The 26,230-nt window shown below is 44.5% G+C and carries 18 protein-coding genes and 1 pseudogene; 13 read left to right on the plus strand and 6 right to left on the minus strand.

The annotated features are described in order from the left end of the window. Window positions 1-40: 40 nt before the first annotated feature. The 6 genes and pseudogenes from ACYQ0C_RS06265 to ACYQ0C_RS06290 form a co-directional block, all read right to left on the minus strand. Window positions 41-1,057, minus strand: a complete 1,017-nt coding sequence (locus ACYQ0C_RS06265) for a site-specific integrase (RefSeq protein ID WP_008024684.1) — start codon at window positions 1,055-1,057, stop codon at window positions 41-43. Window positions 1,058-1,062: 5 nt separating this feature from the next. Beyond that, complete coding sequence (locus ACYQ0C_RS06270) at window positions 1,063-2,016, minus strand: tyrosine-type recombinase/integrase (RefSeq protein ID WP_229091420.1); 954 nt, start codon at window positions 2,014-2,016, stop codon at window positions 1,063-1,065. Further along, the gene (locus tag ACYQ0C_RS06275; RefSeq protein ID WP_008024682.1) at window positions 2,009-3,262 is read right to left on the minus strand and encodes a site-specific integrase; all 1,254 of its coding nucleotides are present in this window, start codon (window positions 3,260-3,262) and stop codon (window positions 2,009-2,011) included. The genes ACYQ0C_RS06270 and ACYQ0C_RS06275 overlap by 8 nt, the downstream gene beginning before the upstream one ends. 172 nt (window positions 3,263-3,434) lie before the next feature. Continuing rightward, a pseudogene (locus tag ACYQ0C_RS06280) lies at window positions 3,435-4,316 on the minus strand (DUF1016 N-terminal domain-containing protein); the annotation flags it as partial. Window positions 4,317-4,762: 446 nt separating this feature from the next. Next, window positions 4,763-5,371, minus strand: a complete 609-nt coding sequence (locus tag ACYQ0C_RS06285; protein ID WP_016277007.1) for an HU family DNA-binding protein — start codon at window positions 5,369-5,371, stop codon at window positions 4,763-4,765. Window positions 5,372-5,993: 622 nt separating this feature from the next. Next, window positions 5,994-6,776 carry a NigD1/NigD2 family lipoprotein gene (locus ACYQ0C_RS06290; RefSeq protein ID WP_016277006.1) on the minus strand — a complete coding sequence of 261 codons (783 nt, stop codon included), beginning with the start codon at window positions 6,774-6,776 and terminating at the stop codon, window positions 5,994-5,996. 157 nt (window positions 6,777-6,933) lie between these two features. Here ACYQ0C_RS06290 and ACYQ0C_RS06295 point away from each other — a divergent pair, with 157 nt between their 5' ends. The 13 genes from ACYQ0C_RS06295 to ACYQ0C_RS06355 all read left to right on the plus strand — a co-directional run bounded on the left by ACYQ0C_RS06295 (window position 6,934) and on the right by ACYQ0C_RS06355 (window position 25,950). Then, window positions 6,934-7,476 (plus strand): RNA polymerase sigma factor, encoded by a 543-nt coding sequence (locus ACYQ0C_RS06295; RefSeq protein WP_016277005.1) that lies wholly within the window; start codon window positions 6,934-6,936, stop codon window positions 7,474-7,476. A 2-nt stretch (window positions 7,477-7,478) separates the two neighbouring features. Further along, window positions 7,479-8,759: an outer membrane beta-barrel protein gene (locus ACYQ0C_RS06300; protein WP_016277004.1), complete on the plus strand. Its 1,281-nt coding sequence runs from the start codon at window positions 7,479-7,481 to the stop codon at window positions 8,757-8,759. 75 nt (window positions 8,760-8,834) lie between these two features. Continuing rightward, window positions 8,835-9,488: a ribulose-phosphate 3-epimerase gene (gene rpe / locus ACYQ0C_RS06305; protein ID WP_016277003.1), complete on the plus strand. Its 654-nt coding sequence runs from the start codon at window positions 8,835-8,837 to the stop codon at window positions 9,486-9,488. A 46-nt stretch (window positions 9,489-9,534) separates the two neighbouring features. After that, window positions 9,535-11,454: a ComEC/Rec2 family competence protein gene (locus ACYQ0C_RS06310; protein WP_016277002.1), complete on the plus strand. Its 1,920-nt coding sequence runs from the start codon at window positions 9,535-9,537 to the stop codon at window positions 11,452-11,454. Window positions 11,455-11,503: 49 nt separating this feature from the next. After that, entirely contained in the window at window positions 11,504-12,544 is a 1,041-nt protein-coding gene (locus ACYQ0C_RS06315) for a DHH family phosphoesterase (RefSeq protein ID WP_016277001.1), read from the plus strand. An 83-nt stretch (window positions 12,545-12,627) separates the two neighbouring features. Beyond that, the gene (bamK, locus tag ACYQ0C_RS06320; RefSeq protein ID WP_016277000.1) at window positions 12,628-13,263 is read left to right on the plus strand and encodes a BamK family beta-barrel-assembly machinery protein; all 636 of its coding nucleotides are present in this window, start codon (window positions 12,628-12,630) and stop codon (window positions 13,261-13,263) included. After that, entirely contained in the window at window positions 13,260-14,648 is a 1,389-nt protein-coding gene (glmM, locus tag ACYQ0C_RS06325) for a phosphoglucosamine mutase (RefSeq protein ID WP_016276999.1), read from the plus strand. The genes bamK and glmM overlap by 4 nt, the downstream gene beginning before the upstream one ends. 510 nt (window positions 14,649-15,158) lie before the next feature. Then, the gene (locus ACYQ0C_RS06330; protein ID WP_032941951.1) at window positions 15,159-16,652 is read left to right on the plus strand and encodes an MFS transporter; all 1,494 of its coding nucleotides are present in this window, start codon (window positions 15,159-15,161) and stop codon (window positions 16,650-16,652) included. 39 nt (window positions 16,653-16,691) lie between these two features. After that, the gene (locus tag ACYQ0C_RS06335) at window positions 16,692-17,819 is read left to right on the plus strand and encodes an endo-1,4-beta-xylanase (RefSeq protein ID WP_016276997.1); all 1,128 of its coding nucleotides are present in this window, start codon (window positions 16,692-16,694) and stop codon (window positions 17,817-17,819) included. Between the two features lie 12 nt (window positions 17,820-17,831). Next, entirely contained in the window at window positions 17,832-18,803 is a 972-nt protein-coding gene (locus tag ACYQ0C_RS06340; protein ID WP_016276996.1) for a glycoside hydrolase family 43 protein, read from the plus strand. A gap of 348 nt (window positions 18,804-19,151) precedes the next feature. Then, entirely contained in the window at window positions 19,152-20,888 is a 1,737-nt protein-coding gene (locus ACYQ0C_RS06345; RefSeq protein ID WP_016276995.1) for a glycoside hydrolase family 43 protein, read from the plus strand. 42 nt (window positions 20,889-20,930) lie between these two features. Next, entirely contained in the window at window positions 20,931-24,002 is a 3,072-nt protein-coding gene (locus ACYQ0C_RS06350) for a SusC/RagA family TonB-linked outer membrane protein (RefSeq protein ID WP_016276994.1), read from the plus strand. 13 nt (window positions 24,003-24,015) lie between these two features. Then, window positions 24,016-25,950, plus strand: coding sequence for a RagB/SusD family nutrient uptake outer membrane protein (locus ACYQ0C_RS06355; protein ID WP_016276993.1), 1,935 nt, complete (start codon window positions 24,016-24,018; stop codon window positions 25,948-25,950). Window positions 25,951-26,230: the final 280 nt, after the last annotated feature.

Consider the following 26,230-nt stretch of genomic DNA (forward strand, 5'->3'; position numbering starts at 1 on the left):
ATAAAAAGATTTATCTCCATCACTTTGCATAATATTTTCATCAGAAAGACTTTAAAAAATCCATTAACTTTTCATTTCCTTGCCACATAGGTTTAGTATCCACCTCCTGAACAACTTTAATATAAGCTTTTTCTATAGCCTCCCGTTTCACTTTTGAGTCCGCTCTTGCATAAATTTCTGTAGTTTGCACATTCACGTGCCCCAAAATATCTCTAATATAAACTAAGTTAACCCCAGCTTGTAACAGATGCATTGCCTTACTATGCCTAAGACTATGACAGCTTATTTTCCCCTTCATTAACGTGGGATGAAGTAGCTTTGCCTTTTTGATGTATCTATCCAGTATATTCGCCACCCCTGCTCTTGTCAGCTTTTCGCCCCAACAGTTTGTAAATAGCGGATGTTGTAGACATTCTGATCTCAACAATCCATTCTCTTTCATATATATTTTCAGTATATCCAACTGTTCTTCAAGCATTGGTACAACTCTATTTTTATTCCCTTTTCCCGTGATTATTACAGTATATGGTTCATCTAATCGAACACATTGCGGAGTTAGGCTTATTACTTCTGACACTCTACACGCTGTATCATACATAAGTGACAATAACGCCAGATCCCTACGACCTTTAGGTTTGGTCGTATCTGGTTGTTGCAGAAGAATCTTCATCTCTTCTACCGTTAGATAGTTCATAATAGGCTTGACACTCTTTTTATTATTTATAGCCATTATTTCTTGATATTCGTATAGATGGTCTGAACTCTGATATTGGAGGTACTTAAAAAATGATTGTATGGCAGCAAGGCGAAGATTACGTGTTGATGTACAGCAACTTCTTTTTGTTTCCAACCAATCAAGGAAGGACAAGATATTCTCTTTTGTTATACTTTCCATTGTCAGTTTTTCAGCTTTTACACCTTTACTTTCCATGTATACCAGATATAAGGTAAATGTGTCCCTGTATGAATGGATCGTATTAGTACTTGCTCCTCTTTCATGGGGCAAATACCGGAGAAGGAAGTCTGTTAGATATTTTGAAAAATTTGTAGGTTTCATAAATGTCACATTTTAGGGAAAATATCAAAACCAATGATATCTATTTTTCTAATTAATTCGGGATACATCTCTGACGTAAGCCGAACATAGTTATTCGTCGCCCGCAAAGATTGATGTCCAAGGTAAGTTGATAGGATCGGCAAAGAACAATATAAATCCATACCTTCTTCAGCCATTTTAGCAAGAGAGTGAACGGCAAATGTATGTCTCAAGTCATGCAGACGTATGCGGTCTTTGGGAATGTTTGCTTGAATGAGTATTTTGCAAAATCGACGATATATGCTATCCCTGTCACAAGCCCTTCCTTTAAGTGTGATAAAAAAGGGAGTAGTATCTGATATCTTTACGGGTAATCTGTTTCTATGTACAACATAATCTTTAAGAACCTCTGCTAAAGAAGTGGAAAATGGGACAATCCTGTCTTTGCCGTTTTTTGTATCTCGTAAAATGAAGTATTCTTCCTCAAGATTAATATCTTCATTGAGCAGAGACAAGGCTTCACCTATGCGTATTCCTGTTCCGTATAACATGCGAAGCAGTGAAGGCATTATAAAAAAAGAGGATCTCATATCATTATTTCCACTTTGCATATTATCACATGTCGTAAAAATTCGTTCTATCTCTTTTGATGAAAAGATATGAGGGATAAAGGTATTTCTCAATGACGGGGTTCTTGGTATATATGAGCGGATTCCTTTTTTGTTAAGAAACGAAGAGAAAGCACCTAAAATATAGCACCTACGATAATGGTAACTATTGGATTCATTGTCACGTTCCTTGCACCATGCATCTGACAACTCCTTGGTAATACCTATTGCAGTCTCATTTCTTTCAATAGTAAATCTATCAAATAAAGTCAGGACAAACTCTCCCCCAATATACTTAAATCCCATACTGCGCTTCAAGCTCACAAACTCTCTTATCAATGAGGCGTAAATGCCTTTAAAATTTCTATTCATAAAAATAGCCTCCTTTCTGGGTATAAAAGTTTTCACATACAGGTGATACATCAAGGGAGCATTTTTTCAGTGATTGGATATCTATTCTTAGATAATAACTTGTTGATTCCGTGTTCTCATGCCCTAAAACTTCGCTTATAACAGGGAGCTTTACCTGCTCTTCTAAAAGAAGTGTCGCTAAGGAATGTCGAAGGGCATGTGCGCCATGATGCTTGTTCTTTATATTTACGTTGGCTTTAAGAAAATATTTCTTGGCTATCTGGGATATGACCGGTTGGTTTATGTGAGTATAGGGAGAACGTGCCAAGAGAAATATATATGATGACTGGGACTTTGGACGTCCATACCGTAGATATTCAATAATAGCATTGCCTATTTCCGGTAGAAGTGGCAGTTCTAATTCCTTATTTGTTTTATGCTGGATTAAACGTATGGCATTATCCTCCCACAATATATTTTCAAACTTTAAATTTGCTATATCAGAAGCCCTCAAACCAAGCATTGTGGCTAATAGAATAATTGAGTAATTACGTTTTCCTGTAGTCGTACTTCTATCCACAGAAGACACTATCTTTTTTATTTCTTCAGAAGTGTAAGCTGACGGTAGCTTAGGCTGTTTCTTATAATTATCTTTTGGAATAAATGCCGCTAAATCCATATCTATAATTTTGTGTTCATATAGATATCGGAAAAAGTTACGTAGAATATGGATGGATATACTTGCTACAGATTTATATTTAGTACCAATGGTATTAAGATATTTAATGATGTGGGTAATCTCAACTTGTTCTATGGAGGCTACTTTTGCAGATGTTAGAAAATCAAGGAAACGATGGAATATTTGTTTGTGATTGTAGATAGTGTGTCCGGACAAGCGTTCTTGACTTCGAGATAATATATATTGCATCATCAAACTGCCAATCTCTCCTTTCAATTCTACCGGAACTTTTCTTGGAATAACTTGGCCTGTAATGAGGTAATTTTTCAGGAGTAAGATAGCGGATAAAAATTTCTTGTCACCAGATTTTAATGAAGTTAAATCTTTAGAACCATAAAGAGAAGATAAAAAATCATCGCAGACTTTAGGGGTGAGGGAATGCAAATCATTGTTCTCCATGAACTGCCTTAATTGATTCCATTTCCATGCATAGCCTTCCAATGTACTATCTGTACGAGAAAAATCCTCTTTTAAGATTTTCAGCATAGAGGATGTGACTGCTTCAAAAGTTGTTGAGTGATCATTCATACGTCATTAATTTAAGTTGTGGCAATATCACCGCACTTAAATTAATGAAATTCTTATGTAAAGAAATAAATGATTATATTTTTATAATTACTTTTGTAGCTGCGATTTAGTTTAAGTCACTTTGCATAATAAATTTGTTGGCATAAGAATTATTATGTAAAGGTTTGCATAACATTTCCAGCAAGTAACGGGTAACGTGCTTAACCAACTGTTCTTCTATGTCCCTTTCGTCTGCTTTCTCTTTAGTTCCAGCCAAATCAAAGATGTACGGGTCTTTCAACAGGTAATTGGCGAGGTCGCTTTGCGGTGCAGGAAGCGTAGTGGTGAAATTGTTTACCTTATTATTGCTGATTTGTCTGCTGTACAGGTTGGTTTCAATTTGTATTTTAAGAACATTGCTGCTCCAGCCCATTTCCACAGACTGCTTCATGTACCAATAGCTTACACCCAATGGAATTGAACTGTTAAGCATAATCACATGGCTTGCCCAATTGGTTCTTGCAACAGGTGATGCCATGAATACGCTTTCTATATCCTTAATTTCCATCCGGTAAATATCAGATACGGTTCTGGCAACATTATGAATTTGCGCAAGAGGTTCTTGCGTGATTATAATTTCATTGTTATCAGTGGATTGGATTTGCGCAAGAGGCTCTTGCGTAAATTGCGCATCGTTTAAGTAGCGTACTTCGTCTGCTATTCTCTCCACACTTGGAGCTATCAACTTTGCATCCGTTTCTATGAAACTTTGCAATGCCCTCAAAGGATATGCCTTTGCAAACTGACACATATAGGTAAGGTTGCGTTCCGAATAGCCTTTCTTTTCAGGATAATTAAACCGGATAGCCTTTGCCAGTTGCTTGATGATTTTACTTCCCCATCCTTGCTATTGTTGATGATAGAGAATATAGTTGCCTACTTTCCAGTAGTGGAACAGCATTTGCGCATTGGCTGCGACAATCAGCCTTACTTGCGCCTGTTCTATTTCCGAACCGACAGCGTGTATGAACACATCTAAGTTCGTTTTTTCTATGTTGGATTCCTTGTTGTTCATATTGTGATAATGGTTTCTGCAAATATACTTATTGATAACTATCTATGAAACTGTTTGATACTTTTATAGTTGATTAAACTTGTTCATGGCGTTTGCTCTGATGTCATCCGCTATGTCAATATAGGGTTTCATGGCTTTATAACATAGTTGTGATTATTCCTTTCTATTAAATATTCTATCCTTTCAAAACCGCCCAAACTCTTATATATGAGAAAATAGCTTGGAGCATAACTCAGCACCATTATACATTGTCAACATAACTTTATTAATCATCGCTTTTGTGGATTAATGCAGCACAGTCGTGACAGACCCGCGAGTATTTTACGATTTTATGATATTATGTGAGTGTGTCGGTGATAGAGCCTCTCTCATTTCTCAATTTATAGGGGGCATAAGTTGTTGCATTTCTATCCCTTTCCTATATATATAGAAAGGAATGGGGCGGTTTATTTGCTCCATTCTTTCCCGGCCACATATACCGGTGCGTTTTTGGTTCCGATGTTACGCAGTTTTCCTTGTTCCACACATTGACGGAGATAGTTGCAGAGTGAAGTGCGGGATATATCGGGATAGACAAATTGGAAATGCCGCCTTGTGATGGTCTGTTCTTGTTCGAGGCAAGTGCGCAGGGCGTTATCCAATGCTGTTTTGTCGATACCGTTTACGGCATGGTGCATGTTGACGGTACGTACGGTATTGATGGACATGAGGTATTGTTTCACTTCTTTTTCCGGCACGAAGTTCAGTCCCGTAGCGCATACTTTGGGTGACTTGCTACGGTGGTTCTTGGGTGGAAAAGCCGTTATCTGGGGCGAGAAGTAGCCTAACTCGTCCACGTGTATGCGGAATCCTTGTGCTACGGCTGTCTTCAGTTCGTCCACCACTCGTCCCAGCACGAATCTTGCTTGCGTTTTGGTGAGATGTGTTCCATCTATCACGCGTTTCATCAGTTCGTCCGTGGTCAGTGTCCGGATGCTTTTGACGCGTGCATACAGTTTTTCTTTCTCTTCACCTTCCGGCTGCGGTGATTGGTACATGTCGTAATATATTGCCATAGCTTTTCTTTTATTATTGCTTACTATGTACAAAGTTAGTTTTTTCTTCCGTATTTCAAAGCAGATGTCTCTGCATATATAAAAAATCATTTCCAGCGGTTGTTGGAAATGCATCCGGCTTACGTTGGAGTTTCGTTCATCTCTGGTTGAAAATGCGTCCGGCGAGTGCTGGACGGTTGAGTCATGAGGCTTCTTCGGCTTTTTCTTTAGGCTCTTTGGGGCTTTTCATCAGGTTGGAGGAAGGGATGGATGCGGTTGTTTTTGTATCGGCATAAGGCGGTACGTTGGTGTGTTGGCTTCTGCTCTTTGCGGGTTCCTTGACAGGATGAGGTCATAAAAACAGGAAAAGTATCTTTTATTTCTCGTTTATTTGAATGTTTCCCTATAAGTGTGCCGTGTGGTTAATACACCGTTTGGGTTATCAATCTTATACCGTTTTGTTCGTCAACTTCCTTCGGAAAATCAACGAGTTTGATATCTTGTATAATTCTTTTTTTTGCAGTCATTCAATTGGTTTGTCGGTTAATGCTAGCGAAAATACTGCTTTTATAAAGAATCCGGGTGCATTGTTTCAATGCACCCGGATTTCGTTACAATAAGACAGACAAGGAGTTGTTAAGAATCATTTAATTTTTGTGTTGGACATGTCTTCCTGTATGAACGGAATGTTTATTGATTTGCTTTTATTATAACTTACTGTAACGGTTTCTTCGCCATTGTTTATGGTGTTCGTCTTTATTTTAAATCCTTGTAGTTTGCCCTCTTTATATCCGGGAATGTCCGATAACGGAAAGGACACATAGCCGTGACTTAGATATTCCTGTCTGTCACCTTCGGCATTGTGGCGCAGTTCTACGGCCATATATCCGTTTGCATCCGGAACAGTCCCCTCCGTGGCTACAAGGCTGATCCGATGTTTGATATCAGAGCTGAAACCTAATATCTGGAACATAAGAGTCAGGTGCGTCTTGCCCATTATGGGAGTGATGAGGTTGATTCCGTCGTGCCCGTAAATATCGTCCCCATTTTCTTTGAGTATATCCATTGATTTGGTTAAGACTTTCTGCAAGTAATCTATGGAAATAAAAGGCCCTTTATTGTTTGCATCTCCGGTCGGATTGGCTGCATTAATATAGGTATAGAAGATGCGTTGTCCCAGATTGTTTGTTTCAAGGCGTGTCAATTTATCGGGATTCACCACATACGCTATTCCATCATTATCACTTTCTATCACTGCTTCACCCGGCACTTCGCTAGGATTCACCACAGTTGCCAGAGCGGCGTTGAAAGGCATTCCTCCCTGTATGTTATAAAGGTCGTCATCATAGTCATTCAGGCAAGACTGCATGAATGGGATCAGCGTCATCACAATTGTTACAATAACTATCGCTTTATATTTTCTCATATTTTCTGTTTCTAGGATTGTTACTGTCACTTAAATGCGCGGATAGCAAGTTTACTGCTTATAAAAGTGTTAAATCTGCTTAAGCGAAAAATTTATTCTTCCGGATGCAGTATTTTTGCAGTCTTATCATTTATTCAATAAAGAAGTGTCACAAACAATGAATGAAACAGAATTGGTGGAACGTTGCGGCAAGGGCGATAACCTTGCACGCAAGCAATTGTATGAGCGTTATGCCGGACAATTGATGGCCATTTGTGTTCGTTATACAGGTGACAGGGAAGTGGCGCAGGATGTCTTGCATGATGGATTCTTGAATATATTCCGTTCATTCGGCCAGTTTACTTATAAAGGAGAGGGATCTTTGAAAGCATGGTTGACACGCATTATGGTAAACGAAGCGTTAGGGTATCTGCGCAAGAAGGTCTCTACAAATCAGGAAGTGATAGTGGAAGAGTTGCCCGATGTGATAGATGGAGATGAGGATGATTTTGAGCAAATACCCCAATCTGTTTTAATGCAATTCATTAAAGAACTTCCGGATGGATACAGAACGGTCTTCAATTTATATGTATTAGAGGAAAAAGGACATAAGGAGATTGCTGAAATGCTGGGGATCACGGAACATACTTCATCATCTCAGTTGTATAGAGCCAAAACCTTATTGATGAAAAAAATAAATGATTATAGAAAGAGAATATAGGGATGAAAGAAAAAGATAAATGGATAAAGAATTTCCGCACTCGGATGGAGGACTATTCAGAGCCCGCTCCTGCTGATCTTTGGGAACAGCTGGAAAAGGAACTGGATACGGTTCCAAAAGTGATTCCGATGTGGCACCGCTGGCAGGCCATAGCGGCTGTGGGCTTGTTGCTGGTGGTATCTTCATTGACTGTATGGTTTTGGCAGTCGCCTTCGGCAAACTATCTGGAGAAACAGTCTGCGGAGCTGAATTCACTGCATGAACCTGATGGACTGGTGCCCGGAGCAGTCGTTCCCGAGCAGCCTGTGGCGCGGGTGGCCCCTGCAGTTTCTTCTGGAAGAAGCCAACGTGCAAAAGTTGCCCGGACTGTTATGCTGGAGGCATCAGCTGCCGGGCAGGAGGTTTTGAGGAATAACGAGGCGGAGGAGATACAGATAGAGGAGAATTATGTTGAAGAGCAGAAGGAGGAACCGGCTGTGGCGGAACAAAGACAGCAGAAACCGGCCCGCAGGTCTTCCTATTCGGCTAAAAAAACGAATTACGCTTATGTGGCTTCTCATAGAAAGAAAGATAGGAATTGGTCGATAGGACTTTCTACCAGCAATGGAGCCTTTTCGTCCTCGACTAGCATGGAGGGGTATTTGCCTTTGCCTAATGGCGCAAGAAGCGCTTATGGAGTGGGGACGAGGGCTGAAATAGACAAGCTGGTTCAGTTCAACAATTTGTCAGAAGGAAAGAGTGCGAAGTCTGACATAAAATACCGTATGCCTGTTACTTTTGGAGCTTCACTTCGTTTTGATTTAACTGATGACTGGGCTATAGAAACCGGAGTGACTTATACTCAACTTTCATCCGAGACACGTTCGGGAACCGAGAAAAACAATTATGGCTGGGAAGAGAAATTGCATTATGTGGGTGTTCCTTTGAAAGTGAACCGGAATATATGGAGCAGCAAAAGATTTGAAGTGTATGCTTCGGCCGGTGGAACTGTGGAAAAATGTGTATCCGGAAAGCGGAACATCATCGGCAGTGTTTCTACCTCAAATGCAGGAAAAGACGACCAGCTTTTGGGAGGTGAGGAAGATATTAAAGTAAAACCTTTGCAATGGTCCTTGTCCGCAGCGGCAGGTGCACAGTTCAAGATTACGGAGAAATTGGGCGTTTATGCGGAGCCGGGGGTTGTTTATTACTTTGATGATGGCAGCAATGTAAATACGATTCGCAAAGAACATCCTTTTAATTTTAATATACAGTTGGGCGTACGGTTTACTTTGCCGAAATAAAATGAACTTTTTCACTGTTCTTATATAAAATATGGTTATCTTTGTTCTGTGTAAAAAGAATAAGAACAGTGAATCATGAATAGACCTCTGATATCCCCTTCTTTATTGTCTGCCAATTTTGCAGATCTGCGGGCAGATATAGAACAAATAAATCGTAGTGATGCCGACTGGTTGCACATCGATATAATGGATGGTGTGTTTGTACCGAATATCTCTTTTGGCTTTCCTGTGTTGAAATATGTAGCCGAATTGTCTGAAAAACCTTTGGATGTGCATTTGATGATCGTTAATCCCGAGAAATTCATTGAAGAAGTGAAAGATTTGGGGACAATGATGATGAATGTGCATTATGAGGCTTGTGTGCACCTGCATAGGGTGGTGCAGCAGATAAAGGATGCCGGAATGAAAGCGGCCGTGACATTGAATCCTTCTACTCCCGTGGCTATGCTGGCTGATATTATCCGTGATGTGGATATGGTATTGCTGATGAGTGTGAATCCCGGTTTTGGCGGCCAGAAATTTATTGTACATACGCTGGACAAGGTAAGGGAATTACGTGAGTTGATAGCGCATACGGGTTCGCAAGCATTGATAGAGGTCGACGGGGGAGTGAATCTGGAAACCGGCAAACAGCTTGTAGAGGCGGGAGCGGATGTGCTGGTGGCGGGAAATGCTGTGTTCAAAGCTCCTGACATGCTGGATATGATACATCGGCTGAAGTCCCTTTGATTATTCTCTTGAGGTGCGGAATTTAACGGCTGTAAGGCCTTGCTCCATGTTCCGGTTGGCTATACCTTTAGTCACCGGAATTTTTGTATCCGACCATTTCTTTCAGGGTGCCTTGCCGGTGCCGGCTTTTGGTATGGGAGCGTTGGTGTGTCTGATAGGGTCGGCGGTATTGGTGAGGTGGCGGCATTATCGTTCCCGATGGCTGTTTGGGGGCATGGCCTTTCTGTTTCTGTTTTGCCTGGGGGCATTGCTGGTACAGCAAAAATGGCAAGGAGTAGACTATGAATGGGGGGCGGGGAAAGATGTGTATCAGGGGGTGATCGTGGACGTTCCGCAAGAAAAGGCAAAAACATATCTCTGTAAATTGCGGATAGACAAGAAAGTGTCTGAAAGGGGGATGGCTCCGGTGAATCGTACGGTACTGGTCTATATGATGAAAGATAGTCTTTCCGTAAATTTACGATGTGGAGATCATTTGAATTTTTATACACGTGTGACAACTCCTGAGAAAGAGGCTCTGCCGGGAGAATTTGATTATGCGGCTTATCTTTTCAGACAACAGATCAGTGGAACGGCCATAGTCTTTCCGGGTTATTGGCAATGGACAGGGGAGAGAGAGCCATTGACATGGAAACAGCAAGCGGGCGTATGGCGGGAGAAGATATTGGATCGTTATCGGAAATGGGGATTCTCAGGAGATGAGTTTGCCGTATTGTCCGCTCTGACTGTCGGTTACAAGGAGGAACTGAGTGAGGATTTACGTGAAACTTATCAAACGGCGGGGGTGAGCCATATCTTGGCTTTGTCGGGAATGCATATCGCTGTTTTATGGGGATTATTGTGTTGGATATTGCGTCCGTTGGATAGGAGTTGCTTGCTACGATGGGTGAAGTGTGGCATTGTTGTGTTGTTGTTATGGGCATTTGCTTTTTTAGTGGGTTTGCCTCCCTCGGTCATACGGGCGGTGGTGATGTGTATGTTGATGACCATGGCACGTGCGGCAGGGGAGCGGGCTTTGTCATTGAATACTTTGGCTATAGCGGCATTCTTTATGTTGCTTTATAATCCTTTCTATCTTTTTGATACCGGATTCCAGCTTTCATTTCTGGCTGTGTTTTCAATTCTGCTTGTTTATCCTGTCGTTTTTCGGTGCTGGCCGGTGCGTCACCCTGTACTTCGTTATATTTGGGGGATCGTGGCGGTTTCGTTGGCGGCACAGTTGGGAACGGCTTCTGTGGTTATTTATAAATTCGCATATTTCCCTGTCTGCTTTTTGCCGGCCAATCTGATAGTGGCACCTTTGGTACTTGTCATCATCTATGGATCGGTAGCGGCTTTTGTACTGTCTCCGTTTGCGTTATTGCATCTATGGTTGGTGAAAGGATTGAATGGGATGTCGTGGTTGCTGAATAACAGTATGCGATGGGTGGAGCATTTGCCTATGTCGCATTCCGGCGATATGCACTTCTCTTTGTCTCAGGCAGGCCTCCTTTATTCCTTATTGTTTGTGGTGTTGTTTTATCTGTTGCGTCCTTCACGGAAATTATTGATTGTGGCTTTGTGTGGAATTAATCTTTTTATAGGATTTTCAGGTTACCTGTATTATATGAAAGAGGAACCTCACCAGTTAATACTTGCTCGTTCGCAAATAAAGGTTTATCCTCCCAAAGATGTTTGGCGGCAGGATAGCATTTATCATTATAAAGGTTTGAACATTTGTGTCTTGGCCGACAATCATTGGCAGGGTAAATCGGTTGGCCGATTGTTGGATATTGACTATATGTACCTGTGCAAAGGTTTTAAGGGAAGGATTGCCCCACTGCAAAAACTATTCAGAATTAGGAAAATCATATTGGATACTTCGCTTGGTGATTACAGATTAAATCTGTTGAAAGAAGAATGTAGAAGGCTGGGATTGGATTATATTGATCTGTCTCCGAAAGGTTCTTACCGTATTCTTCTGTGAATAAAGAATTAATTTGTAAATTTGCCGTTTCAAAAGAAAAAGATTGAGTATGTTATCAAAAGTAATTGCGCAGGCTAATATAGACCATGCCGAAAAATGGTTTGAAAGAGCTGATAAAATAGTTATCGTTACCCATGTGTCACCGGATGGTGATGCCATTGGCTCCTCGTTGGGATTATGTCATTTTTTGGAATCACAGGAGAAGACGGTGAATGTCATTGTTCCCAATGCTTTTCCCGATTTTCTGAGATGGATGCCGGGAGCCAAGGATATAATCCGGTATGATAAATATGCCGAGTTTGCCGGTAAGTTGCTGAATGAGGCAGATGTGATCTGTTGTCTGGATTTTAATGCATTGTCGCGTATTGATGCGATGGCGGATGCGGTGGCTCAGTCGCCGGCACGTAAAATGATGATAGACCATCACCTTCATCCGGAATCCTTTTGCAGAATCATTATTTCTCATCCGGAAATATCTTCCACTTCCGAATTGGTTTTCCGGCTGATATGCCGTCTGGGATATTTTGAGGATATCACCAAGGAAGGTGCTGAATGTATCTATACAGGGATGATGACTGATACAGGTGGCTTTACTTATAATTCTAATAATCGTGAGATTTATTTCATTATCAGTGAATTGTTGTCGAAAGGTATTGATAAGGATGAGATTTACCGCAAGGTTTATAATACGTACTCTGAAGGCCGTTTGCGCCTGATGGGGTATGTGCTGTATGATAAGATGCAGGTATTCCCACAGTTCAACTCGGCATTGATCTGGCTGACAAAAGAGGAGCAAAGAAAATTCCAGTATATAAAAGGAGATACGGAAGGGTTTGTGAATATTCCTCTTTCCATAAAGAATATTATTTTTTCCGTATTCCTGCGTGAGGACACGGAAAAGAATATGATCAAGATTTCCCTGCGTTCTGTCGGCACTTTCCCTTGTAACAAAGTGGCTGCCGAATTCTTTAATGGAGGTGGTCATCTGAATGCATCCGGTGGTGAGTTTTATGGGACAATGGAAGAGGCTATTGAACTGTTTAAACAGGCTTTGGTGAAGTACGAAGAGTTGCTTCTGGCAAAAAAATAGTTATTTTACTATAATTGCGTACAAACAATATAAAAGTTAGGGGCATATTTATTAATTTTGCCCCGAATAATAACGGAATTAGAATGAAGAAATTAGGTATATTGTTCGCATCAGTGTTTCTTTTGGGACTGGTCTTCCAGTCTTGCAATAATGGAAAGACTTATGCTGAAATGAAAGAAGAAGAGAGAGAGGCTATCAAGCGGTTTATTGAAAAAGAAGATATCAATGTAATCAGCTTTGACCAGTTCCAGGAACAGGATTCTACCACCAACGTAGATGAGAACCAGTTTGTCCTTTTCTCGGAGACCGGTGTCTATATGCAGATAGTGGAGGAAGGGAACGGTGAGCGTCTGAAGGACGGCCGCTATGAGATTCTGGCCCGCTATGTGGAAGAACAGATTACTTCGGATGGAACCGATTCTTTGTCCTGGAATACGGATTATGGCAATCCTAACATGGTTTATCCGGATGCCATGATGCTGACAAAAAGTGGAAAGTCTTTTTCGGCAACATTTACTACCGGTATCATGTATAACGCTTGGGGCACACCGTATGTACCATCCGGATGGTTAGTTCCATTCAATTATATAAAGGTCGGCAGGGAAATTTCCGGCCGTTCCAAGGTCAGATTGATCGTACCTCACAGTGAAGGGCAATCTGACGCTTCTGCTTCCGTCTATCCTTGTTACTATGAAATAACTTATCAATTAGCACGATGACATTAATTAAATCAATATCCGGAATTCGCGGAACTATCGGCGGACACGTGGGGGAAGGTTTGAACCCGCTGGATATAGTGAAATTCACATCAGCATACGCAACGCTGATACGTAAAACAACCACAGTAAAGAGCAACAAGATTGTAGTAGGCCGTGACGCACGTATCTCTGGCGAGATGGTGAAGAACGTGGTATGCGGTACTTTGATGGGCATGGGCTTTGATGTCGTGAACATCGGGCTGGCATCTACACCGACTACAGAACTGGCGGTTACCATGGAAGGAGCATGTGGCGGTATTATTCTGACTGCCAGTCATAACCCCAGACAATGGAACGCTTTGAAATTGCTGAATGAGCATGGGGAATTCCTGAACAAAGAAGAAGGAAATGAAGTGCTGCGCATTGCAGAAGCGGAAGCTTTTGACTTTGCTGATATCGACCATATCGGAAGTTATCGTGAGGACAATACCTACAATCAGAAACATATAGATAGTGTTTTGGCTTTGAAATTGGTAGATGTGGATGCGATCCGTAAGGCTGATTTCCGTGTAGCTATAGATTGCGTAAATTCAGTTGGCGGTATTATCCTTCCGGAATTGTTGGAACGGTTGGGAGTGAAGCATGTAGAGAAGCTCTATTGTGAAGCGACCGGTGATTTCCAGCATAATCCGGAACCCTTGGAGAAGAATCTGGAGGATATCATGGGATTGATGGCCCAAGGCGGTTGTGATGTAGCTTTTGTTGTAGATCCGGACGTTGACCGTCTGGCTATGATCTGCGAAGATGGAAAAATGTATGGTGAAGAATACACATTGGTGACCGTGGCAGATTATGTATTGAAACATACTCCTGGAAACACCGTTTCCAACTTGAGCTCTACCCGTGCTTTGCGTGATGTAACCCGTAAATATGGTTGTGAATACAATGCCTCGGCCGTAGGAGAAGTGAATGTGGTTACCAAGATGAAAGCAACGAATGCAGTGATTGGCGGTGAAGGTAATGGTGGAGTCATTTATCCGGAAAGCCATTATGGACGTGACGCATTGGTGGGAATTGCTTTGTTCCTGAGTCATTTAGCTCATGAAGGTAAAAAAGTAAGCGAGCTGCGTGCTTCTTATCCTCCTTATTTCATTGCCAAGAATCGCATTGATCTGACTCCGGAAACGGATGTGGACGCTATTCTGGCCAAGGTGAAGGAACTGTATAAGGATGAAGAGATAAACGACATAGACGGTGTGAAGATCGATTTCCCCGACAAGTGGGTACATTTGCGTAAGAGTAATACCGAACCTATTATCCGTGTCTATTCTGAGGCTGCGACCATGGAGGCTGCTGATGAAATAGGTCAGAAGATAATGGATGTGGTTTATAGTCTGGCGAAATAAATAGATTATTAATAGATTAAATTTGCCGTATTAAATGAGAGTATGTTTCATTTGATACGGCATTTTTAGTTGAGTGGAAGAAATACGAGGAAAAAGATAGATATGCAGTTGGGCAGCTCATGGGTTGGGGCTGTGAACCCGAAAGAATGACTGGTGGAAATGTGGGTGGACTGGGTGAAGTATTACGAGAAACGCTGAATGCTGTTTGTCGGGAAACAGGGGGCTGTTCAATGTTGGACAGCCCCCCCATTCTATTTAATTAGAAGGCAAATAGGGCTTGATGTAACATCATCAAAGAAAAATGTTACAGGCGGAGCGTGTCTGTTCTGCCTGTAAAGATGCGTGTATCATTGTGATTACAGGATTCATAAAGCTTTGTGTACTTTTGTTTTCTAAAGATTGGAGCAGGGACAACATTTTGTTTAGCTCATTTTTGTTTTCAATAGGCGTAAAGTAATTCCAGCCAATGGATGGAATTACTTTTATGGAAGATATTTTAATGTAATAACCATGAATACACAAAGTCAAAAAGTTTCGATGGCCGAGAAAATCGGTTACAGCCTGGGGGATTGCTCGGCTAATCTGGTCTTCCAGATGATGATGATTTATCAGACAAAGTTTTATACGGACATATTCGGTCTGGAAGGTGCCATTGCCGGTACGGTGATGTTGGTGGCGCGTATCACGGATGCCTTTGTCGATCCTACAGTGGGGTTATTGAGCGACCGTACCAAGACACGTTTCGGGAAATATCGTCCGTGGGTGCTTTGGACCGCATTGCCTTTCATGGTCTTTTATGTGTTGGCTTTCTATAATCCGGGCATTGAAGATAAAGGACTGGTAGCATTGTATGCTACGCTGTCTTATACCTTGCTGATGAGTCTTTACTCTTTTAACAATACGCCGTATGCTTCTTTGGGCGGAGTGATGTCCGGTGATATAAAGGAACGTACCAGTATCACTTCCATTCGTTTTGTGGCGGCCACCATTGCCCAGTTTGTGGTACAGGGACTTACGCTTCCTTTGGTAAGCAAGTTTTCGGATGGTGGGGACAAGGCGCACGGCTGGTTATGTACCATTGCCTTGTTCGCTTGTATCGGGCTTGTCTTTTTGGTCATCACTTTCTTCTCGGCCCGTGAGCGCATAGAGCCGCCTGCCAGCCAAAAGACAGATATGCGTCAGGACATAAAGGATGTGTTTGGCAGTCTTCCTTGGCGGGCAATGTTCATTCTGACACTGTTCGTTTTCACTACGCTTGCCATGTGGGGCAGTGCCATGAACTATTATTTTGAGAATTATGTGGATGCCGGAGCATTGTATGCCTTTCTTGACCGTCTGGGATTGGTGGCAATGGAAACGGATGGCAGCGTGGGGTATGCTGTGTTGAATGCTTTCGGACTGGTAGTCAATTCTTCCGATAAGGCATACGAGGTAGGATTTGGAGTGTTTAATATGTTGGGAGCACTTGTCCAGTTCTTTGGGGTGATTTTCTTGTCCGGCTTTTTGGCAAACCGTTACGGTAAGAAACGCGTCTTTATCGTTTGCCTCTCGCTTACGGCCCTTTTTACAGCTTTGTTCTATTTTCCGGGAAAAGCGGATGTGGAAACGATGTTTGTACTGAATTTCCTGAAGAGTCTGGCATACGCGCCGACTGTTCCTTTGTTGTGGGCGATGATTGCGGATGTAGCCGACTATTCGGAATATAAAAATTACCGTCGCGCCACAGGCTTTGTGTTTGCAGGTGTAGTCTTTGCCTTGAAGGCCGGGCTGGGCATCGGTGGGGCCATCCTGGGATTTCTGCTTTCAGGATTTGGGTATGTGTCCGGTATCGGGGCGGAACAAAGCGATACGGCCATTATGGGAATCGTGCTTTCCTCCAGTCTGATTCCGGCTCTGATATTTGGAATGGGAGTAGCTGCTTTATGCTTCTATCCTATTACAAAAAAATACAACGAACAGATGCAGGCGGAACTTGCCGACCGTCGCAGTAAGGCTGGTTATTAATGAAAAAGAACAAATTATTTACCTTAAAAACTTTGTAATATGAAAATAAGATATGTAACATTATTGGCTGCCATAGCCGGATTAATGGTCGCTTGCGGCAATGACCGGAAGGCCGGTATGCAGCCGGAACCTTCGCTGAAGGAAGCAGCCTCGGGCAAGTTTCTGATGGGGGTAGCGTTGAATGTACGTCAGGCGGCAGGTCAGGATACTTGTGCATCGAAAGTGGTAAAACGCCATTTTAATTCCATTGTGGCCGAGAATTGCATGAAATGCGAAGTGATTCATCCGGAGGAAGACCGTTTTGATTTTACGGAAGCGGACCGGCTGGTTCGTTTTGGCGAGGAGAACGATATGGCTGTTATCGGGCATTGCCTTATCTGGCATTCACAGCTGGCACCTTGGTTCTGTGTGGACGAACAAGGAAAAACAGTAAGTGCCGACCTCTTGAAGGAGCGTATAAAAAAACATATCCAGACTATTGTGACACACTATAAAGGGCGTATAAAGGGCTGGGATGTGTTGAATGAAGCCATTGAATCGGACGGCTCCTGGCGTAAATCTCCTTTTTACGAGATATTAGGCGAAGAGTACATCCCGCTTATTTTTCAGTATGCTCATGAAGCAGATCCGGAAGCCGAACTTTACTATAATGATTATGGCATGGACGGGAAGGCTAAGCGTGACAAAGTAGTAGAATTGGTAAAGATGCTGAAAGACCGTGGACTGCGCATCGACGCGGTAGGTATGCAGGGACACATGGGAATGGATTATCCGTCGGTGTCCGAGTTTGAAGCCAGTATGCTGGCATTTGCTGCTGCCGGAGTGAAGGTGATGGTAACCGAATGGGACATGAGTGCATTGCCCACGGCACGGATGGGAGCCAATATTTCGGACACGGTGTCTTATAAACAATCCCTGAATCCCTATCCCGACGGTTTGCCCGACTCTGTGTCTGTGGCATGGAACAACCGGATGAAGGAGTTTTTCGGTCTTTTCCTGAAACATTCGGATATCATTACCCGTGTGACGGTGTGGGGGGTGACGGACGGTGACTCATGGAAGAATAATTTCCCTGTGCCCGGACGTGTGGATTATCCTTTATTGTTCGACCGTGATTGCCGGCCGAAACCTTTTGTGGAAGAACTGATTGGAAAACAGAACATTTAATAACGTAACGATATGGAAAAGAAATTCAGATACTTGGTGCCCGGAGACTATATGGCAGATCCTGCCGTACATGTTTTTGACGGAAAGCTTTACATTTATCCTTCTCATGACCGCGAGAGCGGAGTGGAGGAGAATGACAATGGTGATCATTTTGACATGTGTGACTATCATGTCTTTTCTACAGAAGATGTGATGAACGGAACAGTGACCGATCACGGAGTCGTACTGAAAGTTTCGGATATCCCTTGGGCCGGGCGTCAGTTGTGGGATTGTGATGTGGCTCGTAAAAACGGGAACTATTATATGTATTTTCCATTGAAGGACCGGAACGACATCTTCCGTATCGGCGTGGCGGTGAGCGATTGCCCCGAAGGGCCGTTCATTCCCCAGCCCGATCCCATGCGTGGAAGCTACAGTATAGATCCGGCGGTATTTGATGATGGTAATGGGAACTATTATATGTATTTCGGCGGTTTATGGGGAGGGCAGCTTCAGCGTTATCGCAACAACAAAGCATTGGAGTGTGCGGCTTTTCCGGCTGATGGTGAACCGGCTTTGCCTTCACGTGTGGTGAAACTTTCGGACGATATGCTTCAGTTTGCCGAAGAGCCGCGGCCTTTGGTTATTCTGGATGAACACGGACAGCCGTTGACTGCCGGTGACAATGCGCGTCGCTTTTTCGAGGCTTCATGGATGCACAAGTACAACGGGAAATATTATTTTTCTTATTCCACGGGAGATACTCATCTGCTTTGCTATGCCACAGGAGATAATCCGTATGGCCCGTTCACTTATCAAGGGGTCATTTTGCAGCCTGTGGTGGGTTGGACTACTCATCATGCCATTGTGGAATACAAAGGAAAATGGTATCTGTTTCACCACGATTGTGTCCCTTCGGGGGGAACCACTTGGTTGCGCAGCCTGAAGGTATGCGAATTGGAGTACGATGCGGAAGGGAAAATAAAGACCATAGAATCTGTCTGAAAAGAAATCAGTGATACATCATCCGGACAGATTGGACCGCTTGCTTTGCCGGGCATTGTCCAAACAGACCGTTTGCAGGAATCCCTTCATTGTCCGGGACTTGCAAACGGTCTTTTTATATCCGTGCTCTTCAATTACAATATCTGGTGATGTAATTGTAATTTATTGTAATATAGGATGTTATGTGTGTATTGTAACGCAAATAAAGATTCATGTAACACGTTTGAAGCAAGATGTAACTCTACGAAAGATGCGTGTATCATGCAGAGAATCCATATTCGGTGACACTTTCTATATTTGCGTCTGAAATCCGTAAAGGAATTGGTCAATTATAATACTAGAAAGACAATGAAACAAAAACAAAATCTGAAAAGATGGTCGGGCGTACTGATCGCTTTAGGGGTGTTGGGCTCCTCCTTAACCTCATGTAGTTCGATAAAGAAAGGAAACGATTTGCCTGTTGTAGGAAAGTCTGTCGCTCTTTTCGATTACTTTAATTATAGAGGTGAGGATGATGTTTATATTTCCAATCCGCTTCCGGGGGACGATTATTTTTATAATCCCATTCTGCCGGGATGGTATTCCGATCCCAGCATTTGCACCAATGGCGAAGGCGATTATTTTCTGGCTGCTTCCACCTTTACTTATTATCCGGGTGTGCCTCTTTTCCACAGCAAGGACTTGGTGAACTGGAAGCAGGTGGGGCATATCTTGAATCGTCCTTCTCAATTAGTCAACATGGAGGGGCAACACGTAAGCGGAGGAATCTTTGCCCCGGCCATATCTTACAACCCGCATAACAAGACTTATTATATGGTTACTACCAATGTAGGTGCCGGAAACTTCTTTGTGAAGACACAAGATCCTTTTGGCGAATGGTCTGATCCTATTATGTTGCCCGAAGTGACAGGCATTGATCCCTCTTTCTTTTTCGATGAAGATGGGAAAGCCTACATTGTCAATAACGATGACGCGCCGGACAACAAGCCCGAATACAGTGGGCATCGTACCATCCGTGTGCAGGAATTTGATGTGAATGCGGACAAGACGGTGGGTCCGCGCAAGATTCTGGTGAACAAGGGAGCTCGTCCGGAGGACAAGCCCATCTGGATTGAAGGTCCGCACCTTTATAAAATAAACGGAAACTACTTCCTGATGTCTGCCGAGGGTGGAACAGCCGGATGGCATTCGGAAGTGATTTTCCGTGGTGATTCTCCGACGGGCAAATTCACACCGTGGAAGAACAACCCTATTCTGACCCAGCGTCAGCTGGATGCGGAGCGTCCCAATCCGGTGACATGCGCCGGACATGCCGACTTGGTTCAAACCCGGGAAGGGGATTGGTGGGCGGTCTTTCTGGCTTGCCGTCCCATAAACAATACGTTCGAGAATTTAGGACGTGAGACTTTTATGATGCCCGTCAAGTGGAGTGAGGATGGTTTCCCCTATATGACGCAAGGAGATGATCTGGTACCGGTCATTGTCCGCCGCGAAGGAGTGAAGCGTGACGAATCCGCCACCTTTGGAAACTTTGAAGTAAATGACGGTTTCGACGGACAAACATTGGGCATGGAATGGATGACCTTGCGTGCTCCTGCTACCGGACTTTACTCGCTTTCCCAGACTCCGGGTTATCTCACTTTGAAATGCGATTCAGTCAGTGCTTCCGAAAAGAAGGTACCGGCTTTTGTCTGCCGCCGGTTGCAGCATCATAAGTTCGAATGCAGCACACGTATGCTGTTCTGTCCGCAGAGCAAGGCAGAGCAGGCGGGCATATTGTTGTTCAAGGACGAAAAGCATCAATATTTCCTGGCTGTAGGCAGGGATGACCAAGGTGAATGTATTTCCCTCAGGCAGATAGGCGATGGGGAAAGCAAGACGCTGGCTTCCGTCCGCCTGGACGACGGAGGAGTGATTACCGACCTGAAGGTGGTTTCGCGCGGAACACATTATGATTTCTACTATGCTCGCCAGGAAGGTGGGTGGAACGTGTTGTGCAGGAACGTGGATGCCGGGTATCTGTCAACGGCTACTGCCGGAGGTTTTACCGGAACAACGATAGGCATGTATGCCACATCAAAATAAGTAACTGATTAAATTTTTTGTATAACTTAAATTAATGTCTTAATGAAAAATGCTATGAATTTTAAGCCAATGGGACTGATACTTCTGTTCTGTCTCATTCCTCTGTGGGCATTTGCACAGAGTGTGATGGTAAAAGGTGTAGTAAAGGACACAAGTGGTGAAGCCATCATCGGAGCCAGTGTCTTGGAAAAAGGTACTACCAACGGTACGATTACCGATTTTGATGGTAACTTTACATTGAATGTATCGAAAAACGCCGTGTTGGTGGTAAGTTTTGTCGGTTATAAGAACGAGGAAATCCCGGTAGCGGGAAAGACTTCTTTAAAGATTACGTTGAAGGAAGATTCCAAGGCTTTGGAAGAAGTGGTGGTAATTGGTTACGGTAGCGCCCGCAAGAGTGACGTGACCGGATCTATCGCGTCGGTAGGCGGAGAGAAACTGCGTGAGATGCCTGCCACCAATATTACATATGCTTTGCAGAACCGCGTGGCAGGTGTGGATATGTCGCAGACTTCTTCCGCACCGGGTGCTTCCATGCAGATCCGTATCCGTGGTACCCGTTCGTTGAACGCCAGTAACGACCCGTTGGTGGTATTGGACGGAATCCCCTTTATGGGTAATTTGTCCGACATCAACCCCGGTGACATCAAGAGCATGGATATCTTGAAGGATGCATCCTCTACGGCAATCTACGGTTCGCGCGGTGCCAATGGGGTTATCCTGATCACTACACACAAAGGTGCACAGGGTACTCCCGCCCGGTTTACTTACAATGGGTATGCAGGTATGAAGAAAGTATTCTCCAAATATCCCATGATGAGCGGCAGCAAGTTTGCCGAAATGCGTAAACTGGCAGGAAAGTTCGAGAATTCGATAGACGAGTCGGACGATGTGGATACCGACTGGCAGGACTTGATGTTCCGCGACGGTTATGTAAACAGCCACGATATCAGCGTGTCCGGTGGTACCAACGGCGGTGGCTACAGCTTTGGCGCGGCTTACTATAAGGATCAGGGCGTCATTCCTACTCAGAACTATACCCGTTACTCTATGCGTGGTTCTTTCGATCAGGGCGTGGGAAAATATTTCCGCTTCGGACTGGTGAACAACACCAACTATAATGTCACCAAAGGTTCCAATATCGGACTGTATGGTGTACTTGCCATGTCTCCTATCGCTAACCCCTATAATGCGGACGGCACATTGAAACGTACCGTGAAATACAACAGTCAGGATGAGTCATTTGTACTGACCAGAGGCGTTGTGGAAGGATTGGAAGACAGTTGGCTGAGCAAGACCGAAGGCTTTGGTACGTACAACAACCTGTTTGCCGAAGTGAAATGTCCGTGGGTGGAAGGTTTGAAATACCGTGTCAACCTAGGTTTGAACTATCGTTCTACTAAAGGTGGATCGTTCACCGGCGAAGGCATCAACAGCACTACGGCCGACACTCCGTCCACCGCTTCGCTGAACCACTCGGAAACGACTAACTGGACTGTGGAGAACCTGCTGACTTACGACCGTACTTTCGGAAAGCACCAGCTGAACGTTGTCGGTATGTACTCTGCCGAACAGACCGTCTATACACGTTCGGATGTTGCCGGACGGGATATTCCTGCTGAATATTTCCAGTTCTACAACATCGGGCGTGCGGAAGGCACCATTACGGTGAACCCCGACAACTGGAACTATCAGAAGAGCGGTCTGATGTCTTGGATGGGCCGTGTGATGTACACATACGACAACCGCTATATGTTGATGGCGACTGTACGTGCCGACGCTTCTTCACGTTTGGCAAAGGGACACCAATGGCACACTTATCCCGCCGTATCGGCAGGATGGAACATCCGTCAGGAAGAGTTTATGGACGAGGTGGACTGGATAGATATCCTGAAACTGCGTGTAGGTTACGGACAGACCTCCAACCAGGCTGTTGATCCTTACAAGACCTGGGGACGCCTGGCAACCCGTCCTTACAACTTCGGTCCTACCGGCTATGTCACCGGTTACTATGTATCCGAACTGCCTAATGCCGAATTGGGTTGGGAATACTCTTCCACCTGGAACTTCGGTCTGGACTTCACCTTGCTGAGAGGACGCCTGTCCGGTACATTCGAATATTACATTCAGAAAACCACCGACTTGCTGCAAAGCGTAAGCCTTCCTTCCACTTCGGGAGTAAGCAGCTACATGGCCAATGTGGGAAAGACGGAAAACAAAGGTTTTGAATTTACCTTGAACGGAACGATTCTGGACAACCATAACGGATGGACGTGGGAGGCAAGCCTCAACCTGTCCGCCAACCGTAACAAACTGACCGAACTGGCTTCGGGAGCTGATGATGATAAATCGAACAACTGGTTTGTGGGACATCCCATCGACTGTATCTACGACTATGAAAAAGTAGGCTTATGGAACAGTGATGATCCCGATTTCCAATACTTGGACATCCTGGAGCCGGGTGGCAATGAAGGTATGATCAAGGTGAAATATACCGGCGATCGTGATGCCAGCGGCAAGCCGACTCGCGCCATTGGTCCCGAAGACCGTCAGATTATCAGCCTGGAACCTAAATTCCAGGGAGGATTCAGCACCCGCGTGGCCTATAAAGGCTTTGACTTGAACGTTATCACCGCCTTCCGTTGCGGAGGCAAGCTGATCAGTACGCTGCACCACAGCAACGGTTACCTGAATATGCTGACCGGTCGTCGCGGACAAGTGGATGTGGACTACTGGACACCGGAGAACAAGGGGGCCAAGTATCCGAAACCGGGTGGCATCCAGAGCGGTGACAATCCGAAATACGGAAGCACATTGGGTTACTTTGACTCTTCTTATTGGAAAGTACGCAACATCACGCTGGGCTACAACTTCGAGAAGCAGTCTTGGCTGACCCGCATGGGCGTACAGAGCCTGCGTGCTTACCTGTCCGTACAGAATCCGTTCATCATCTGTTCTCCTTTCCACAAAGAGACCGGGCTGGATCCTGAAACCAACTCTTACGGTAACGAGAATGTAGCTGTGACAGAGGGTATCCAAAGACGATTCCTGACGGTAGGTACCAACTCACCGTCCACCCGTAACTATTTATTCGGCATTAACTTAACATTCTAATGAAAGCATGATTATGAAACCTATCTTTTCAAAAATAAGAGTTCTGGGAACAGCCGCACTGGCTTTGTTCCTGACAGCATCCTGTTCAGACATTCTGGACGAGCAGCCGCGCAGCAGTTATGACCCTACCTTCTTCAAGACAGAGAAGGGGGTGGAAGGCGGTGTGACCTCCATGTATGCGCACTTGCGCTATATTTACGGACAAGCTTATTATTATAATTCCTGTCTGACGGGAACCGACGAGGCAACTTGGGGATGGAGTGCCGATGGTAACTTCAAGGATGCCGACCTGTCCGGAGTAGGCAACCTGACTGCCACGACTTGCCGTTCCGATGCCTTGTGGGGAACCGCTTTCTCGAACATCAATACCGCTAACGGCGTGATAGAGAACGCTGCCGAGGTAGGAGTCAATGAATCATTGGTTTCCGAAGCCCGCTTCTTCCGTGCGTTCGACTATTTTCTGTTGGTGCAGACCTTCGGTGGAGTGCCTTTGGATATGGGGGCCGGCGAACTGAAGTTCAACATCACTCCCTCACGTACCTCCGTGCGCAATACCGTGCCCGAAGTGTACACCAAGGCCATCTTCCCCGACTTGCTGACGGCTATCGAGAACCTGCCCGCCAATCCCCGTGTGACGGGTGGAGTGACCAAGACCGTTGCCCGTCTGTACTTGGCAAAGGCTTACCTGACCTACGCCTGGTGGCTGAAGAATCCGAATAACATTCCTACTTATCCCGAGTGTCAGCGTACCGACCCCGACGGACACGATGCGGCATGGTACTTCCAGCAGGCATACGATGTGGCGGTTGCCGCTATCGAGAACCCCGGTCCTTTCGGCTTGCAGGAAAGTTTCTGGATGGTGAATGCCGGACCTAATGACCGTAACATGGAAATCCTGCTCTATGCGGATCACACACAGGAAAACGAGTTCTATAACGGCGGTAGCTTGAGTTACGGTAGTGGCGGTGCTCCCGATAACTTTGCCGGATGGATGATGAACTGGAACTATACCGATGCGCGTTCGGCTGATAATCAGGCTGTCATCAACCGTATTGCCGAACAGTGCTATGGCCGCCCCTGGACCCGTATGGCTCCTCCGTTGGGTGTGTTTACCAAGACGTTTGCCGACAAGGTGAACGACTCCCGTTACGACGGTACTTTCACCACCGTTTATCGAGGCAACTGGTCCACAGCCGGACAAAACTGGGAATCGGTGACCAATGCCAACGGAATGAAAGTGAAAGAACGTGAACCTATATTCTCTTTCGTGTTCCAGGATATGGATAAGATAGACTATGCAGGCGAGGGTTCTAAAAGCAATCTGGGTGCAGGTACATTGCCCGGTCGTGCCGACTGGGTATTGGGACTGGATGCGGTAGGCCGCTATGTATATCCTGGTCTGTGGAAACTCGGCCCGTATCGTACGGACAACGGTTCCGGAGCCGGACAGCCTAATGCGGGAAGTACTCGTCCATATAACATCGCCAAGTTCTCCGAACTTTATCTGGTTGCTGCCGAAGCTGCCGTAGAAGGAGCTGCCGCACAAGCCGGCAAGTCTGCCCGTGACCTGGTGAACGTGCTTCGTGCCCGTGCCGGCCGCTGGACTTACAGCAATGCCGAATATAAGAATGTGGATCGTGATTTCAGTGCTGAAATGACAGCCGCCACTCCGGCAACCATTGATATCAACTATATTCTGGATGAACGCAGCCGCGAGTTCTATGGCGAAGGCTATCGTTGGTTCGACTTGGTTCGTACTCAGAAATGGAACGAATATGCTGACAGTTACGTGATTTGTGGGGGCAAGGGTGATCACAATCCGCAGACTTACAACCGTACCATCGAAGCGTTCCATTATCTCCGTCCCATTCCGCAAGGACAGTTGGATGGCATGGAAATGACCAAAGAAGAAAAGATGGCTTATCAGAACCCGGGATACAGAGATTGATTCGGACTGATAACAATGAATGAACAAGGATACCGGAAAAGGGGAATAACACCTCTGCTTTGGTATCCTTTTTTATTTCAGCTTTATTATACCAGACTCACGTTATTATAAACCTTCCCACAGTTGATATAAACGTGTTTTTATCCTTTCCTATTCTAAAATTCCGCCAGTGATCCGTGGATCAGTGCCACTGATCCATAAATCAATGACACTGATTTGTAAGTCAGTGCCATTGATTATTTGATAGAACAGTATCATAAAGACTATCCATACGGAAGAA

Source organism: Phocaeicola sartorii JCM 17136 = DSM 21941 (assembly GCF_054653615.1).

What these genes read in the sequence shown, in the direction of transcription:
- ACYQ0C_RS06285 (WP_016277007.1), bottom strand. Translation starts at nt 5,371, where the DNA reads ATGGCAATATATTACGACATGTACCAATCACCGCAGCCGGAAGGTGAA.
- ACYQ0C_RS06295 (WP_016277005.1), top strand. Translation starts at nt 6,934, where the DNA reads ATGAATGAAACAGAATTGGTGGAACGTTGCGGCAAGGGCGATAACCTT.
- ACYQ0C_RS06275 (WP_008024682.1), bottom strand. Translation starts at nt 3,262, where the DNA reads ATGAATGATCACTCAACAACTTTTGAAGCAGTCACATCCTCTATGCTG.
- ACYQ0C_RS06330 (WP_032941951.1), top strand. Translation starts at nt 15,159, where the DNA reads ATGAATACACAAAGTCAAAAAGTTTCGATGGCCGAGAAAATCGGTTAC.
- ACYQ0C_RS06290 (WP_016277006.1), bottom strand. Translation starts at nt 6,776, where the DNA reads ATGAGAAAATATAAAGCGATAGTTATTGTAACAATTGTGATGACGCTG.
- ACYQ0C_RS06310 (WP_016277002.1), top strand. Translation starts at nt 9,535, where the DNA reads ATGTTCCGGTTGGCTATACCTTTAGTCACCGGAATTTTTGTATCCGAC.
- bamK (WP_016277000.1), top strand. Translation starts at nt 12,628, where the DNA reads ATGAAGAAATTAGGTATATTGTTCGCATCAGTGTTTCTTTTGGGACTG.
- ACYQ0C_RS06350 (WP_016276994.1), top strand. Translation starts at nt 20,931, where the DNA reads ATGAAAAATGCTATGAATTTTAAGCCAATGGGACTGATACTTCTGTTC.
- ACYQ0C_RS06265 (WP_008024684.1), bottom strand. Translation starts at nt 1,057, where the DNA reads ATGAAACCTACAAATTTTTCAAAATATCTAACAGACTTCCTTCTCCGG.
- ACYQ0C_RS06315 (WP_016277001.1), top strand. Translation starts at nt 11,504, where the DNA reads ATGTTATCAAAAGTAATTGCGCAGGCTAATATAGACCATGCCGAAAAA.
- ACYQ0C_RS06355 (WP_016276993.1), top strand. Translation starts at nt 24,016, where the DNA reads ATGAAACCTATCTTTTCAAAAATAAGAGTTCTGGGAACAGCCGCACTG.
- ACYQ0C_RS06345 (WP_016276995.1), top strand. Translation starts at nt 19,152, where the DNA reads ATGAAACAAAAACAAAATCTGAAAAGATGGTCGGGCGTACTGATCGCT.
- ACYQ0C_RS06335 (WP_016276997.1), top strand. Translation starts at nt 16,692, where the DNA reads ATGAAAATAAGATATGTAACATTATTGGCTGCCATAGCCGGATTAATG.
- ACYQ0C_RS06340 (WP_016276996.1), top strand. Translation starts at nt 17,832, where the DNA reads ATGGAAAAGAAATTCAGATACTTGGTGCCCGGAGACTATATGGCAGAT.
- ACYQ0C_RS06300 (WP_016277004.1), top strand. Translation starts at nt 7,479, where the DNA reads ATGAAAGAAAAAGATAAATGGATAAAGAATTTCCGCACTCGGATGGAG.
- glmM (WP_016276999.1), top strand. Translation starts at nt 13,260, where the DNA reads ATGACATTAATTAAATCAATATCCGGAATTCGCGGAACTATCGGCGGA.
- rpe (WP_016277003.1), top strand. Translation starts at nt 8,835, where the DNA reads ATGAATAGACCTCTGATATCCCCTTCTTTATTGTCTGCCAATTTTGCA.
- ACYQ0C_RS06270 (WP_229091420.1), bottom strand. Translation starts at nt 2,016, where the DNA reads ATGAATAGAAATTTTAAAGGCATTTACGCCTCATTGATAAGAGAGTTT.